The sequence below is a fragment of the Nocardia sp. FBN12 genome (assembly GCF_050320175.1).
Classification (GTDB): Bacteria; Actinomycetota; Actinomycetes; order Mycobacteriales; family Mycobacteriaceae; genus Nocardia.
The window spans coordinates 5,752,182-5,767,197 of the sequence record NZ_CP190048.1 but is presented as its reverse complement, the minus strand read 5'-3'; the positions used below and the strand labels follow the sequence as shown (position 1 = coordinate 5,767,197).

Below are 15,016 nucleotides of genomic sequence, written 5' to 3'. Positions count from 1 at the left end.
GTCGGAGCGGCTTTTCCCTCAGGTTACCCCCGTCAGGGGTATATCAATCCGAACTCCGGTAGTGGGGTTCGCGCCGGGAGCGGGCTACCGTGGAGCGCATGCGGAAATCGCCTGTGGTCGTGTTCGCAGTCCTCGCCGCCGTTGCCACCGCCTGTTCGGGAGGGTCGTCGACCGAGACGACGCCCGCGGCGAGTAGCTCGGGGGTCCCGTCTTCGGCTGCTCCCGGCGAGTCGGGTGCGCCACCATCGGCTACGCCGGTCCAGAACGATTGCGGCGCGGACTATCTCGCGAAACTCTCCCAGCGCGAGAAGCTCGCCCAGCTGCTGACGGTCGGCATCACCGGTTCGGCGGACGCGTCGAATGTGGTGAGTTCCGAGCAGGTCGGCGGCATCTTCGTCGGCAGCTGGACCGATCCGAGCCTGCTGGACAAGACCGCCCTCGACGCGGTGAAGGCACAGGCCAAGGTGCCGCTGATGGTGACCATCGACGAGGAGGGCGGGCGTGTCTCGCGCGCCAAGAACGTGATCGGCACCGCGCCGTCGGCCCGCGAGATCGCGCAGACCCAGACTCCCGAGCAGTTCTACCAATTCACGCTGACCAGGTCGCAGGCGCTCAAGGATGTCGGCATCACCGTCGATTTCGCGCCCGATGTCGATGTGAGCGGCCAGCCCGCCGACAGCGTGATCGGTGATCGCTCCTTCAGCGACGACCCGAAGGTCGTCTCCGAATTCGCCGGCGCCTACATTCGCGCGTCCAACGAAGTGGGCCTCGGCTCGGTCATCAAGCACTTCCCCGGCCACGGCTCCGGCTCCGGCGACTCGCACACCGGTGCCGTCACCACCCCGCCGATCGACCAGATGCAGAACACCGACCTGGTGCCGTTCCGCGACCTGGTGAACTCCGGCGCGGCGGTGATGGTCGGCCACCTCGACGTCCCCGGCCTCACCGAGCCCGACGTGCCCGCCAGCATCAGCCCGGCCGCGATGTCGCTGCTGCGTGAGGGCAAGGGCTACGGTGCCCCGCCGTTCAACGGCCCGATCTTCACCGACGATCTCAGCGGCATGGCCGCCATCACCGCCCGCATGTCCATCGCCGACGCGGTCGAGGCCACCCTCGTCGCCGGCGCCGACAATGCCCTGTGGATCAGCACCGATGCGGTGCCCCAGGTGCTCGACCGTTTGGAACAGTCGGTGGCTAGTGGCAAACTGCCCGCCGACCGGGTCGACGCTTCCGTGCTGCGGATGGCGCGCTACAAGGGCGTAGCGCTGGGCTGCTGATCGCTCCCGGCGACTGTGCGGCAAATGAGCGCGGGTGAACTTACCTTGGAGTAAGATAGGTGGTTCACCCTGCGGTAGGAGAGTGGATGGCAGGCGGGACCAAGCGACTTCCCCGGGCGGTTCGTGAGCAGCAGATGCTCGATGCCGCCGTCGAGGTGTTCGCGCGCAAGGGCTTCCACGACACGTCGATGGATGCCATCGCCGCCGAGGCGAAGATCTCCAAACCCATGCTCTACCTGTACTACGGCTCCAAGGACGAGCTGTTCCGCGCCTGCATCCAGCGCGAGGGCTTACGTTTCATCGAGGCCGTCGCGCCCGCGGGCAACCCGCAGCTGACCCCGCACGAGCAGGTCCGCACCGCGCTCGAGGGTTTCCTCGATTTCGTCGACCGCAATCGGCAGTCCTGGCAGGTCCTCTACCGCCAGGCGATCGGGCAGCAAACCTTCGCCTCCGAAATCGACAACGCCCGTGAGCGCGTCATCGAACTCACCGCGAAACTGCTGGAATCCAGCGCCAAGAACGCCGACCCGGGAACCAATTTCGAGGTTGTCGCCGCGGCGGTGATCGGCGCGGGCGAGGCCATCGCCGACCGGGTCGCGAGCGGCCGGATCGAAGTGGCGGAGGCCGTCGACCTGCTCGACGATCTCGCCTGGCGCGGTCTGGCCGGTCGAAAGAAGGCCGAGTAGCGGTTGCGGTCGTCTCGTCTGGCTGCGAGGGTGCAGGGTCAGGCGTTCGGAGCGCCTTTCGCTCAGGCCATGTGCGCCTGAGCTCGACAGGCGTTACAGCAGACGGGGTATCAGTGTTCGGTGTGTTGAAGCCGTGTGCGCACGGTGCGGCGAAATACGGCATCGATCCGGGGCAGTGGCAAGCACATATGTGTGGGCTGTGTCTGGGTCTGCGTGACGGGCACGGCCAGTTGGCCCGTGCCGCGACGAATACCGATGCGATCGTGCTCAGCGTGCTCACCGAGGCACAGGCGGGGGCCGGTGCGCGTACGACCGCCGGTCCGTGTCCGCTGCGTGGGATGAAGCGCGCTTCGGTGGTCGCGGCGAACGCGCCGGGGGTGCAGCTGGCTGCCACGGCGTCACTGTTGCTGGGGGCGGCCAAGATTGGCGATCATGTCGAGGACGGTGACGCCTCCGCCTTCGCCCGCCGACCGATGCGCAAGGTTTCGGGCACCTGGGCGGCACGGGCGCAGCAGCAGGCCGCACAGATCGGCCTCGATGTAGCACCGTTGCTCGCGGCGATCGCCACACAGGGCGCTGTGGAAGCGCGCGCGGCGCGGTCGTCGACCGAACTGCGCGCAGTCTCGGCCGCCGTTGGTGCGTCCGATCCGACACCTCCGGCTGCGATCGATGCGTCCGATTCACTGGGGGCACGGCAGGATTTGTCGCCGTCGATGGTCGAAGTGATCACTCTCGATGAACTCACCGGGCCGACGCAGCTCTGTGCCGCCACTCTCTTCGGTCACACCGCGACGCTGGCCGGTCGACCGGAAAACGTTGCGGCCCTGCAGGAGATCGGACGCCATGTCGGTCGTATCGCCCATCTGGCCGACGCCATCGAAGACCTCGAGCGCGACCGAGCACGCGGCCGTTTCAATCCGCTGGAGGCCACCGGCACCGACATGCCCCGCGCCTATGATCTGTTGCGCGAGAGCGAGTCCCGCATTCGGCAGGTCGCGGCCGAGGCCGAACTCGACCAGCTGCCGACCGTGCGCTGGGCGCTGCTCGATCCGCTGGCGAGTCTGCTGCGAAACCTCGGCAAGGGTCTGGGTATCGCGGTCGGCCACGTCTGCCGCACTTCCGCTACGGCGCAACAGCGTTCGCCGTACGAATTCCCGTCCCCGCCCGGACAGCGACCGAACCGGCCAGGTCCGCTCGAGACGCTCGGTGTGGTCATGGGCATCTATTGCACCGGCCTGGCCTGCTGTTTCGACCACACCAGCCCGTGTACCGGCGAGAAAAAGGATGCCTGGGCCAAGCGCTGCGATTGCGGTAGTTGCTGCGATTGCGGTGAGTGCTGCGGTGGTTGCTGCGGCGAGGACGGTTGCTGCAGCGGTTGCGGTTGCGACAGCTGCGGTTGCGATTGCAGCTGCTGACGAAAAAGGCTCGCGCGGTGGCGAAATCGCCGACCGCGCGAGCCTCTTACCGTCGAATCCCTACTCGCACTTGACGACCGGGATCGGGTCGTACTTCACGGTCCGGGTATGCCGCGACACCTGCGCACCGGACTTGGCGTCGGTGATCACCCTGGTGTCGGAGATGGTGAAGCCGGGCGCACCCTCGGAGGCGATGCAGTCCTTACCCTTGGGCAGCACTACCTCATTGGGCTCGGTCGGCTTCGACTTCTCGCCCGTAATCGATTCCACGTTCACGGTTTTGGTGCCCCACAACCGCACGGTGATCTCGGATCCGGTGGCCACGGTCTGAATGTAGACACCGGTCGTGGCGGTATTGCGGAACGCCAGATCGATCGCACCGTCGAACACGGTCGCCTCGCGCGCGGCCGGGTAGCGCGAGATGTAGTAGCTGTGCTCGGTGTGCCCGCCGTCTTCCATCCCGGCGAAGTAGGCCGCGTTGTAGAGCGTGGTGGCGAACTGGCTGATGCCGCCGCCGACCGCGGTACTCGGCCTGCCCTTGTCGATGATGCCGGACTCGACATAACCTTCCGCGGCGGTGCGCGGACCGGTGAACTCGTTGAGCGAGAACGTATCTCCCGGCTTGATCACCGCTCCGTCGACCTTCGCGGCGACCGTGCGGATGTTCACTCCGGAGGGCCCGCTGAAGCCACCGGTGGTGAACTGGCCGATCATCTCGTTGACCCCGAGCGCGTTCGCGGCCTCGGTGGTGAGCTTGGGCTCGATGCGCTGATACACCACCGGGCTGGTGCGCGGGCCCGGCGCCGTGAGCAGGGCGGGCAGCTTCTCCAGCGTCTTGGGCCAGTCGACCTTCTCACCGACCACGGAAGGCACCACGGTGGGCTTACCGGCGCCTGCCGTGAAGGTGGCGTCCTTGGGTTCTACCTCGGACGGCGCCAATTGCGGTGCGAGCAAGGCGATGACGGCGTCATTGTTGATCTGCGGTGCCAGCCCGCCGTTGCCGTCGGGCACGAACCCGAGCACGTCGGCGATCTGATCGGGCGTCAGCGCGACCTGAATGTCCTTGCCGGCCAGGACGATCGGTGACGCCACCGCTGGGGTCGCGATATCGCGCAACGCCGCCTGCACCGCATCGGTACGTACGGCGACCGGCGCGGCCACCACGGGCAGGTCCAGTTGGCTGCTCGCGGCCCAGCGGTCGGTGATGGTGGCGCGCGCGGCCTCGGTGTCGAGCACTCGGCCCGGTACCGGCGCGACCGCGACGGGCCTGCCGTTCTCGAACCGCACCGTGCCCTCGACGGTCGGATTGTCGTGGGCGCGGAAACTCTCGAGCTGTGCGTCGAGGGCGGCGGTGTCAACCGTGCTCGAGACCGGTACCTCGCGGGTGCCGAACAGCGAGAGCAGTCGGCTCACCGGGTTCAACGGCTGGCTGCCGACGGCGTCCCAGGTGCGGTCGTAGTCCACCGACAGGCCTGCGGCGGCGGGCACCAGGCTGGCCTGCACGTCGCCGATCCGCACGGGTAGCGGTCGTTCGGCCTTGGGTCCGAGCTCGGAGTGCAGCAGGGCGTCGGCCTCGGCCTGATCCATCCCGCCGATGTCGACCCCGGCGACGACGACGCCACGCGCCACCTCACCCGAGCTCAACGCGAGGTCGGCCAGGTAGGCGGCGGTACCGACGGCCAGCACGGCGCCGACCGCGATCCCGATCCGCTTGACCAGCTGCTGGTTGGCGGGCGGGGCCGGCGGCTGTGGTGCCGGGCCGGGAGTGGGCGACCAGCGGTCGCGGGTCACAGTGCTGAGGGGCTGGGTCAGGGCGGTGGTGTCCGGATCGAAAGTGCGATTTGATTCGAGCAACTTGCGTAATCCGACCTCGCCCCTTCGGTCGGCCGGTTGTCCGGCGGTCGACTCGCTGGGCACGGAGGTCCTTCCGTTAGGTTGGCCCCGAATGTTTGCGGGGTCCGGCCCGAGGGTAACGCGCATCGGCGCGCTCGGCAGCTCGGCAACCGGCTGTCGGCAACAGAAAGGCTCCGTGTAGTTGCCGGGTCGGGGGTCTGGCAACTACACGGAGCCGATCTGTTTATCGGGCCCCCGAGCGGGGCGTTACAGCCCATTCGGAAGAATTTCGGTGAACCCGGTGGCGCCGCCCCGCGACGGCTGCCCACCTCGCGAGACAATCAGGGTGAGACTCGACACCACGACCGGACTACGAGGAGAACTGATGCAGCTGGGAATGATCGGCCTCGGCCGGATGGGCGCCAATATCGTGCGCCGCATCGTGCGTGACGGGCACTCCGCCGTCGGGTACGAACGCCACCAAGGGCTGATTCCCGAGCTGGAAGCCGAGCTGGGTGACAAATTCAGCGGCACGACCGACCTGGCCGAGTTCATCGGCAGGCTCGAGGCGCCCCGCGTGGTGTGGGTGATGATCCCCGCCGGCGCCACCGGCAAGGTGATCGAGGACGTCGCCGAGCTGCTCGAGCCGGGCGACATCATCATCGACGGCGGCAACAGCCGCTACCACGAGGACATCAAGCGCGCGAAGGCATTGGAGCCCAAGGGTATTCACTACCTCGACATCGGCACCTCGGGTGGCGTGTTCGGTCTGCAGCGCGGCTACTGCCTGATGATCGGTGGCAACCAGGCCCAGGTCGACTACCTCGAGCCGCTGCTGGCGACCATCGCCCCCGGTTATGAGTCTGCCCCGCGCACCCCCGGCCGCACCGGTGAGCCGTCGCAGGCCGAGAAGGGCTATCTGCTGTGCGGTCCGCACGGTGCGGGCCACTTCGTGAAGATGGTGCACAACGGCATCGAATACGGCGCTATGGGCGCCTACGCCGAGGGTCTCAACATCCTGAAGCACGCCAACGCGGGCTCGGCGTATCTGCACGGTGAGCACTCCGCCGAGGAGACGCCGATGGAGCACCCCGAGTACTACATGTACGACCTGGACATCCCGGCCATCACCGAGGTGTGGCGCCGCGGCTCGGTCGTGGCCTCCTGGCTCCTCGATCTCACCGCATCGGCCCTGGTCGCCGACCCCGACCTGGATTCCTACGGTGGCCGCGTCTCCGACTCCGGCGAGGGTCGCTGGACGATCGACGCCGCCATCGACACCGCCGTCCCGGTCCCGGTGCTCTCCGCTGCCCTCTACCAGCGCTTCTCCTCCCGAGGCCAGGCCCTCTACGCCGACAAAATGCTCTCAGCCATGAGGAAGGCGTTCGGCGGCCACAACGAGCTGCCGCAGATATAGCCCCCTTGACACCTGCAACCGGTCTTTCCGCACGTAGGAAGGCCGGCCGCCGCATTTCCGGCGCAATTTGGAATGTGAATGTTCCACAAAAATGAGAACGCGTTCCTGTTCCTAGGACAAGCGTCCAGTAGGGCCGTTACGTTGTGGCCCGAAGGGGGTCAGCCTTGGAGGAAATCATGTTCCGGACTTCGCGTATCGCCGCGGGCATCGCCACTACTGCCCTGGTCGTCGCCGGTATCGGTGTCGGCTTCGGTTCCGGCGTCGCCGCTGCCGCCGGCTGCGCGGTGAGCAGCCACGACACCAAACAGGACTGGAGCACCGTCGGTGTCACCCACGTCTACGACAAGATCGCCAGCGCCGAGCAGATCGGCGTCGGCACCTCGGTCACCTACAAGGTGATCGTCGGGACCACCGGCATCGGCAACCCGTACGTCAACACCATCACCGACTTCCCGCCCGTCGGCTTCGGCGCACCCACCAAGACCACCATCACCGCCTACCACGCGATCGGCGGCCAGGTCACCGAGGACGTCACCGCCGAACCCAACGCGGGCGGCTGGAAGGTCACCAGCACCGGCTGGTTCGTCAACTCCGGCAACCCGGTCACCCTGACCATCACCTACCCCGTGCCGAGCGGCATCAAGGTGGGCCAGATGGTCACCAGCGGTGGCGTCGGCGTCGCGGGCACCGTGGGCGTCAGCAACGAAATGCCCGGCCTCACCGCCTGTTTCACCGCGCGTAGCGCCAACGCGGGCGAGACCGTGATCGGCAGCCTCGGCGACAACGGGCTCGGTTCCGATGATGGCCAGCTGAGCTCCACCGGCTCGCTGAGCGACATCATCTCCGACGTGCTGGGCGATCTGATCGGTAGCTGATCTCCCAGCACTTGGTCGCCGGGACGGTCTCGCGCTGCCGTCCCGGCGTTCCATTCTCCTTGTGGCGCACCTTGTTTCGAACCCTGTGAGGAATCGTGTTCACCTGTATGCGGACCGTGCTGATCGCGCTCGCTGTCATCGCGCTGTCGATCGTCGCCGTCGGAACCGCCGGTGCGGACGGATCGCGCCTGGATCGGATCGAACGGCCCGGCCAGCGACAGCAGACGCTGCACGTGTACTCCGCGTCGATGGACCGGGTGATCCCGCTGCAGGTCATCACGCCGCATGACACCAGCGCGCCACGGCCGACGCTGTATCTGCTCAACGGCGCGGGCGGCGGCGAGGATATCGCGAACTGGTACAACCAGACCGATATCGTGCAGTTCTTCGCCGACAAGAACGTCAACGTCGTCACGCCCGCGGCGGGCGCCTTCTCCTACTACACCGACTGGCAGCGCGACGATCCCAAGCTCGGCCGCAACAAATGGCAGACCTTCCTCACCGAGGAACTCCCGCCGATCATCGACACCACCTTGCGTACCACCGGCGTGAATGCCATTGCCGGCCTGTCGATGTCGGCCACCGCGGTGCTCAACCTGGCCATCGCCGCGCCCAACCGCTACCGTGCCGTCGGCGCCTACAGCGGCTGCGCCTCGGTCGATGACCCGATGGGCCGCGTCGCCATCGACCTGGTCCTCGCCCGCGGCGGCGCCGATCCGGCCAATATGTGGGGCCCACCCGGCGACCCCGCCTGGCGTGCGAACGACGCCTACCTCAACGCGGAACGCCTGCGCGGCAAGGCGATCTACCTGTCCAGTGCGAACGGACTCCCCGGCGTCGCCGAAACCCTGCCGCCCGGAGCGACGCCAGGAAAGGTCATCGGCATGACCGACCAGATCCTCCTCGGCGGCGCCATCGAAGCCGCCGCCAACCACTGCACCCAGCGCCTCGCCGCACGGCTGGCGGAACTGAACATCCCCGCCCACACCGAGTTTCGCCCCGCAGGTACCCACACCTGGCGGTACTGGGAACAAGACCTCCACAACTCCTGGCCGCTGATCGCCGCCGCTATCGACGCGAGCTGACTGCGATCCGCGCAGCCGAACCCGATGTGCCGCTGAGCTCAGACGACGAACGGCGGGTGGTTTCCGGAGAAACCACCCGCCGTCGCTGTGTGATCAGTGCGAGCTAGCGCTCGATGATCGCCACCACGCCCTGCCCGCCCGCGGCGCAGATGGAGACCAGCGCGCGGCCGGATCCCTTCTCCGCCAGCGTCTTCGCGGTCGAGGCGACGATCCGCCCGCCGGTCGCGGCGAACGGGTGGCCCGCGGCGAGCGAGGAGCCGTTGACGTTGAGCTTGCTGCGGTCGATCGAGCCGAGCGCGCCGTCGAGGCCGAGGCGCTCCTTGCAGTAGGCGTCGGACTCCCACGCGGCCAGAGTGGCCAGCACCACGGAGGCGAAGGCCTCGTGGATCTCGTAGTAGTCGAAGTCCTGCAGGGTCAGGCCGTTGCGGGCCAGCAGGCGCGCGACCGCGTAGGTGGGCGCCATCAGCAGGCCGTCGGGGCCGTGGATGTAGTCCACCGCGGCGACCTCGGAATCCACCAGGTGGGCCAGCACCGGGAGGTTGCGCTCGGCCGCCCACTCGTCGGTGGACAGCAGCACCGCGGACGCGCCGTCGGTGAGCGGGGTCGAGTTGCCCGCGGTCATGGTGGCGCCGCCCGCCTTGACGCCGAACACCGGCTTCAGGGTCGACAGCTTCTCCACGGTCGAGCCGGGACGCAGGTTGTCGTCGCGGGTCAGGCCGAGGAACGGCGTGATCAGATCGTCGAAGAAGCCACGGTCGTAGGCGGCGGCCATGTTCTTGTGCGAGAGGTAGGCCAGCTCGTCCTGCGCCTCGCGGGCGACCCCGAACTCCTTGGCGGTGATGGCGGCGTGTTCGCCCATCGACAGCCCGGTGCGCGGCTCGGCATTGCGCGGGATCTCGATGCCAAGCATCGAGGGACGCAGCTGGCCGACCAGCTTGAGCTTGTCCTTGTTGGTCCTGGCGCGGTTGGCGGTGAGCATCCACTCGCGCATGTCCTCGCTCACGCCGATCGGCGCGTCGGAGGTGGTGTCGGCGCCGCCGCCGATGCCGGACTCGATGCGCCCGAGCGCGATCGCGTCACCGACGGTGACGATCGACTGCAGGCCGGTGCCGCAGGCGAGCTGCAGGTCGTGGGCCGGGGTGTAGGGCGAGAGCTTCGAGCCGAGCACGCTCTCACGGATCAGGCTGTGCTCGCCGACCTTCTTGAGCACAGCGCCACCGACGACCATGCCGAGGCGCTCGCCCTGCAGGCCGAACCGGCTGATCAGCCCGTCGAGCGCGGCGGTGAACATGTCCTGGTTGGACGCCTTCGCGTAGGCCTTGTCGGAGCGCGCGAACGGAATGCGATTGCCGCCAACGATGGCGACCGGGTGCTGGGTCTTCGCGGCCTTGGCAGGCTTAGCTGCGGCCTTGGCCGTCGCCGAGCGGGCTTTGCTAGTCACTCGAGTTCTCCATGGTCTCGTCGGTTCCGGGTAACGCCGGCCGGTGGAATGGGCCCCCGTGCGGTCGCGGCGTCGTATCGGTTTACATTAAACTTACTCCGGAGTAAGTTCGTTGTCGACACCGTACCCGCAAGTGTGCGCTCACACGGGGGACACTGGGCGGAGCACGGTCACACACTCGTCGAGCACAGAGAAGGTAGGAACAGTGGCAGCCAAGAGCAAGGGTGCACCGAACCTCTACGGATCTTTCATCCACTCCGCCCCCGGCGCGTTCCTCGCGAGCAAGCTGGGCCTCCCGCAGCCGGCGCAACTGCGCCGCTACAAGGCCGGCGAGCCCGCGCTGCCCGGCCCGGTGCTGCTCGGTGGCAAGGGCCGCCTGGCCGAGCCGGTCCGCGCGTTGCTGTCGGATTACACCGTCGCGGACTCGCTCGACTCGGGCACCAAGTACGGCGCGCTGGTCTTCGACGCCACCGGCATCGACTCGATCGACAAGCTCGCGCAGCTGTTCGAATTCTTCCAGCCCGCCATGCGCAACCTCGCGCCGTCGGGCCGTGTCGTCGTGCTCGGCACCACCCCCGAACTGGTCGGGTCGGTCGACGCGCAGATCGCCCAGCGCGCGCTCGAGGGCTTCACCCGCTCGGTCGCCAAGGAGCTGCTGCGCGGCGCCACCGGCCAGCTCGTCTACGTGCACCCCGAATCCGATGCTGCCGCAACGGGTCTCGAGTCGACCCTGCGCTTCCTGCTGTCGGGCAAGTCGGCCTTCGTCGACGGCCAGGTCATCCGGGTCGGTTCCGCCGATTCGGTCGCCCCGGCCTCGTGGGACAAGCCGCTCGCGGGCAAGGTCGCCGTCGTGACCGGTGCCGCGCGCGGTATCGGCGCCACCATCGCCGAGGTGTTCGCCCGTGACGGCGCCACCGTGATCGTCGCCGACATCCCCGCCGCGGGCGAGGCGCTGTCCGACACCGCGAACAAGATCGGCGCCACCGCGCTGGCCCTCGACGTCACCGCGCCCGACGCCGCCGAGCGTCTGGCCGACTTCGCCACCGAGCGTTTCGGTGGCATCGACATCGTCGTCCACAACGCGGGCATCACCCGCGACAAGCTGCTCGCCAACATGGACGAGGGCCGCTGGAACTCGGTGATCAACGTCAATCTCGCTGCCCCGCACCGCATCACCTCCGGCCTCGTCGCCAAGGGTGTGCTCAAGGAAGGCGGCCGCGTGATCGATGTGTCCTCCATCGCGGGCATCGCGGGCAACCGCGGCCAGACCAACTACGGCGCCTCCAAGGCCGGTGTCATCGGCATGGTCGACGCCGAGGCACCGCTGCTGGCCGAGAAGGGCATCACCATCAACGCGGTGGCACCCGGCTTCATCGAGACCGCCATGACCGCCGCCATCCCCGTCGGCACCCGTGAGGCCGGTCGCCTGATGAGTTCGCTGCTGCAGGGTGGCCAGACCGTCGACGTCGCCGAGACCATCGCCTACTTCGCGAGCCCCGCGTCGAACGCGGTGAGCGGCAACGTGGTTCGCGTGTGCGGTCAGAGCCTGATCGGCGCCTGATGACTCAGACGATCACCCTCACCGAGGTTCCCCGCAACGGCGGCCTGTACGCCAAGGCGGCGCTGGGCGCCATCCCGTTGCCCGCCGCGCTGTCGGGTCGCAAGCCGACCCTGCCCGATCGCCGGGTAGTCGTCGAAGGTGTGCGGGTCGACCCCGACCACCTGGCCGACTACTGCCACGCCACCGGCCTGCGTTTCAGCGATACTCTGCCGCTGACGTACCCCTTCATCCTCGCGTTCCCGCTGATGATGGAACTCGTTGTCGCACGGGATTTCCCGTTCAGCGCGGTCGGTGCGGTGCATTTCGAGAACGTCATCGAACGCACCCGCGAGATCTCGGTCGCCGAGCCCCTCGACTTCTCGGCCCACATCGAGAATCTCCGTGAACACCCGAAAGGCCTTCTGGTGGACGCGATCACGGAGATCCGCGTCGGCCGCGAACTCGTCTGGCGTCAGGTGACCACGTTCCTGCACCAGCAGCGCACGTCGCTGTCGGGCGGCCCGAAATCGGCACCCCCCGCCGACGAGGTCCCCCCGCCCCCGCTGCGCGTGCAGCGTGTCGATCAGAAAATGATCAACCGCTACGCCGCCGCGTCGGGCGACCGCAACCCGATCCACGTCTCCGGAATCGGCGCCAAGGCAATGGGTTTCCCCCAGACCATCGCCCACGGCATGTGGTCGGCAGCCGCGATCCTCAGCACCATCGAGGGCCGTGTCCCCGAAAAGACCACCTACGCGGTCAAATTCGGTAAGCCGATCTTCCTGCCGTCCTCGGTGAACATCTACGCCGAGCAGGCCGGATCCGGCTGGGACCTCTCCATCCTGCACCCGAAAAAGGGCTACCCACACCTCACCGCGACTTTGCGCTGAGTCCCCACCGACAGGGCCGCACACTCCAGGGGGTGTGCGGCCCTTTTGTTTTGCCGCGATCGAATTCGAGGGCAATCTGTTACAGGTTCTGTGAGTGAGATCTATCATGGTCTAAGCCGAACGGTAACTGGGTACTCAGTTCAGTTCGGCGCAAGCAGGCCGCACGACCTCGGCCGTTTGTCGCGGCGCAGGTCCGCGCGGCGCGTGCGATTGATCGATTGTCCAGCGGTAATGATCTTGGTCGAGCCGGCACCTTCCGCTCCGTGCGACAATCGGCGAATCATCGAGATGACACTCCAGAAACGAATTCCGCCGCATTTCACCGCCTCAGCAATCATGCAGCAACAGCGATGCGGGCGCCCCGAATATTTCGGGCTAGGGAGGTGTCTGTAACGCGTGTTAGAAACTTTCAGTCGGCAACAAGGCCGATAATCATGGTTAATACCGAGGGGTTTCACTTCATGAAGAAGATTCGCACGCTCAGCTTCGGCATCGTCATCGCCGCCGGGATGGCAATGTTCGGCACGGGCATCGCGTCCGCCACTGAAGAGACCACCCCGCCGCCCGCGACCACCGACCCCGCGACCGGCGACGACGCCACCACCGGCTCGGCCGGTAGCCTGGCCGCCATCCTGAAGGCCCTGACCAGCGGTTCGGCAGCGGCCGAAGACCCGGCAGACCCCGCAACCGGCGACGATATCGCTGACGAGACCGACCCCGCGACCGGCGATGACGCCACCACCGGTTCGGCCGACAGCCTGGCCACGATTCTGAAGGCCCTGACCAGCGGTTCGGCAGCGGCCGAAGAGGAGCCGGTGGAGACCCCGGCCCCGGCTGCCTGACCTACCACCTGACGACGAGTGCCCTGCTGACGAGCGGGGCACTCGTCGTTTCGGTCGCTGAGGGCATTGCCCACGATGGCCATCGACTCCCGTTGCTCAGTGTTGCCCAGCTGGCACTAAGATCGCCGGCTATGGGTTGGTAGGCCCTGTTCGAACTATTTGCGGTGTGGTGTGACGAAATCTGATCAGGTAATTGTCGATCCGGTGGTACGGGTCGAAGAAGAAGTACGCACCACGTTTCAGCCGGGGGGACTCGCAGTATTCATCGTGGCGTGGCTCGCCTATGCCACGGCTCTGTTGACCAGCAGCCGTGATCTGTTCACCCGAATGCTGTACGAGCACGAGGACGCAGCGGCCTTCTCGATCCAGGTGATCGCCGCGAAGGATTTCGACCTTCTCATCGGACACTACTCCCGGATCGGTTTTCATCACCCCGGACCAGCGTTGATCTATGTGCAGGCGTTCGGTGAGTGGCTTTTCCACGATGTGCTGCAGTGGGTGCCGACCCCGTGGAACGGTCAGGCGATCGCCATTCTGCTGCTCAACGCCGCGATGATGGCTCTGGCACTGAACGTCGTCTACAGCTGGTATCCGTCGTGGACGCTCATGGCCGGGCTGGGCGGTGCGAGCCTTTTGTTCGTGACGGTGTATCGCGACCTGATCAGCGGGATCTGGTTTCCCTATGTCTATTTCGCGATTTTCCTGGTCTTTTTGGTCGCGGTGTCCTCGGTAGTGGCCGGGCGGACCGGACACCTGTGGATCGCGGCGCTGGCCGGCGGATTGCTTTTTCACGGAAACGCGGCGTTCGTGTTCTTCGTGCCGGCTCTGGGCGGGGTGGCGCTGTACCTGGTCGTGTGGCGATGGAAACTGGAGATCGCCAAGAAGGACTGGTGGCTGTTCGGCGCGGTCGTTGCTGTGTTCGCCTTCCCGATCCTGCTCAATACGATCGTGAATTTCCCCGGTGAACTTCCGAAGTACGTCGGCTATGGCGGTGGGCACGGGATCCACATGCCGTGGACCGCAGTGTCGTACGCAATGCAGTTCTGGGGGCCGAGCCGCCTGCTCGGCTATGTCATCTGCGTCGCGCTTTTCATCCTCGTGGTGCGAGTGGCGCGCCGCCAAAAGTTCCTGAACAGCGGCCTGGCGTTTTGTGCGGCGTCGGTGGCGCTGATGGTGGTCTACGCGATGATCGGCATCGATCAAATCGATCAGGCCTACATCGGGTACTTCTCGTATGCGGTGCCGCTGTTCATGTGCATGCTTGCACTGATCGGTCTCACCCAGCGGACCGAGTGGCTGAAGTTCGCCGGTGTCGGGCTGCTCGTTGTCGGGATCGTGGTCGCCGCGATGACACACTCGCTGGCCAATCGGCGCAACGAGGTCCTCGGCATTCCCGCTTCGTTGCAGGCGATGGAGCGGGTAGCCGGCGATCGGCCGATTGTTCTGGAGCGCCGACCGCACAAGGCGTGGGCCGACGTGACCGCACTCGTGCTGGCCGGAGTACGTGATGGTAGTCGGGTGTGCGCCGACGATCGCAACAAGATGGAACTGCTGGTGACTACCGAATTTGTCTGCACCCCGGAGGAATTGGCCCGCGGGGTCCGTTTCGTGGTGTGGTGGAAGGAAGCCGGTGCCCCCGCTGGGCATGTGGTCGGCGAGATGGGCCCGGCGAACGGCAGCCAGCATGTCTGGGTGACCGCGGTTGACTGACACGA

Annotated in this window: 13 protein-coding genes; 10 read left to right on the top strand and 3 right to left on the bottom strand. The window is 66.9% G+C overall.

Annotated features, from left to right (window positions below; translation table 11 throughout):
- Positions 1–98 precede the first annotated feature (98 nt).
- The 3 genes from ACQHI0_RS27275 to ACQHI0_RS27265 all read left to right on the top strand — a co-directional run bounded on the left by ACQHI0_RS27275 (position 99) and on the right by ACQHI0_RS27265 (position 3,378).
- On the top strand, positions 99–1,277 hold the full coding sequence (locus ACQHI0_RS27275) for a glycoside hydrolase family 3 N-terminal domain-containing protein (protein WP_427904646.1): 1,179 nt from the start codon (positions 99–101) through the stop codon (positions 1,275–1,277).
- 86 nt (positions 1,278–1,363) lie between these two features.
- Positions 1,364–1,963: a TetR/AcrR family transcriptional regulator gene (locus ACQHI0_RS27270; RefSeq protein ID WP_266294419.1), complete on the top strand. Its 600-nt coding sequence runs from the start codon at positions 1,364–1,366 to the stop codon at positions 1,961–1,963.
- A 113-nt stretch (positions 1,964–2,076) separates the two neighbouring features.
- On the top strand, positions 2,077–3,378 hold the full coding sequence (locus ACQHI0_RS27265) for a DUF5685 family protein (RefSeq protein WP_427904645.1): 1,302 nt from the start codon (positions 2,077–2,079) through the stop codon (positions 3,376–3,378).
- 60 nt (positions 3,379–3,438) lie between these two features.
- Here the strand turns inward: ACQHI0_RS27265 and ACQHI0_RS27260 are convergent, their stop codons facing one another.
- Complete coding sequence (locus ACQHI0_RS27260; RefSeq protein ID WP_427904644.1) at positions 3,439–5,295, bottom strand: VanW family protein; 1,857 nt, start codon at positions 5,293–5,295, stop codon at positions 3,439–3,441.
- A gap of 301 nt (positions 5,296–5,596) precedes the next feature.
- Here ACQHI0_RS27260 and gnd point away from each other — a divergent pair, with 301 nt between their 5' ends.
- The 3 genes from gnd (at position 5,597) to ACQHI0_RS27245 (ending at position 8,588) form a co-directional block, all read left to right on the top strand.
- A complete protein-coding gene (gene gnd, locus ACQHI0_RS27255; protein ID WP_427904643.1) occupies positions 5,597–6,628 on the top strand; it encodes a phosphogluconate dehydrogenase (NAD(+)-dependent, decarboxylating) in 1,032 nt (343 codons plus the stop codon).
- Positions 6,629–6,804: 176 nt separating this feature from the next.
- A complete protein-coding gene (locus ACQHI0_RS27250; protein WP_427904642.1) occupies positions 6,805–7,503 on the top strand; it encodes a hypothetical protein in 699 nt (232 codons plus the stop codon).
- Between the two features lie 107 nt (positions 7,504–7,610).
- Positions 7,611–8,588, top strand: coding sequence for an alpha/beta hydrolase (locus ACQHI0_RS27245; RefSeq protein WP_427904641.1), 978 nt, complete (start codon positions 7,611–7,613; stop codon positions 8,586–8,588).
- 103 nt (positions 8,589–8,691) lie between these two features.
- Here ACQHI0_RS27245 and ACQHI0_RS27240 read toward each other — a convergent pair whose 3' ends face one another.
- Positions 8,692–10,029 carry an acetyl-CoA C-acetyltransferase gene (locus ACQHI0_RS27240; RefSeq protein WP_427904640.1) on the bottom strand — a complete coding sequence of 446 codons (1,338 nt, stop codon included), beginning with the start codon at positions 10,027–10,029 and terminating at the stop codon, positions 8,692–8,694.
- A gap of 205 nt (positions 10,030–10,234) precedes the next feature.
- On the opposite strand from ACQHI0_RS27240, the gene ACQHI0_RS27235 reads away from it, so the two are divergent.
- Together ACQHI0_RS27235 and ACQHI0_RS27230 are read left to right on the top strand one after the other, a co-directional pair.
- Positions 10,235–11,590 (top strand): 3-oxoacyl-ACP reductase, encoded by a 1,356-nt coding sequence (locus ACQHI0_RS27235; protein ID WP_427904639.1) that lies wholly within the window; start codon positions 10,235–10,237, stop codon positions 11,588–11,590.
- Positions 11,590–12,459: a MaoC family dehydratase gene (locus ACQHI0_RS27230; RefSeq protein WP_427904638.1), complete on the top strand. Its 870-nt coding sequence runs from the start codon at positions 11,590–11,592 to the stop codon at positions 12,457–12,459. The genes ACQHI0_RS27235 and ACQHI0_RS27230 overlap by 1 nt, the downstream gene beginning before the upstream one ends.
- A 140-nt stretch (positions 12,460–12,599) precedes the next feature.
- Here ACQHI0_RS27230 and ACQHI0_RS27225 read toward each other — a convergent pair whose 3' ends face one another.
- A complete protein-coding gene (locus ACQHI0_RS27225; RefSeq protein ID WP_427904637.1) occupies positions 12,600–12,797 on the bottom strand; it encodes a hypothetical protein in 198 nt (65 codons plus the stop codon).
- Between the two features lie 123 nt (positions 12,798–12,920).
- On the opposite strand from ACQHI0_RS27225, the gene ACQHI0_RS27220 reads away from it, so the two are divergent.
- Positions 12,921–13,301 carry a hypothetical protein gene (locus ACQHI0_RS27220; protein ID WP_427904636.1) on the top strand — a complete coding sequence of 127 codons (381 nt, stop codon included), beginning with the start codon at positions 12,921–12,923 and terminating at the stop codon, positions 13,299–13,301.
- A 171-nt stretch (positions 13,302–13,472) separates the two neighbouring features.
- Positions 13,473–15,011 carry a hypothetical protein gene (locus tag ACQHI0_RS27215; protein ID WP_427904635.1) on the top strand — a complete coding sequence of 513 codons (1,539 nt, stop codon included), beginning with the start codon at positions 13,473–13,475 and terminating at the stop codon, positions 15,009–15,011.
- Positions 15,012–15,016: the final 5 nt, after the last annotated feature.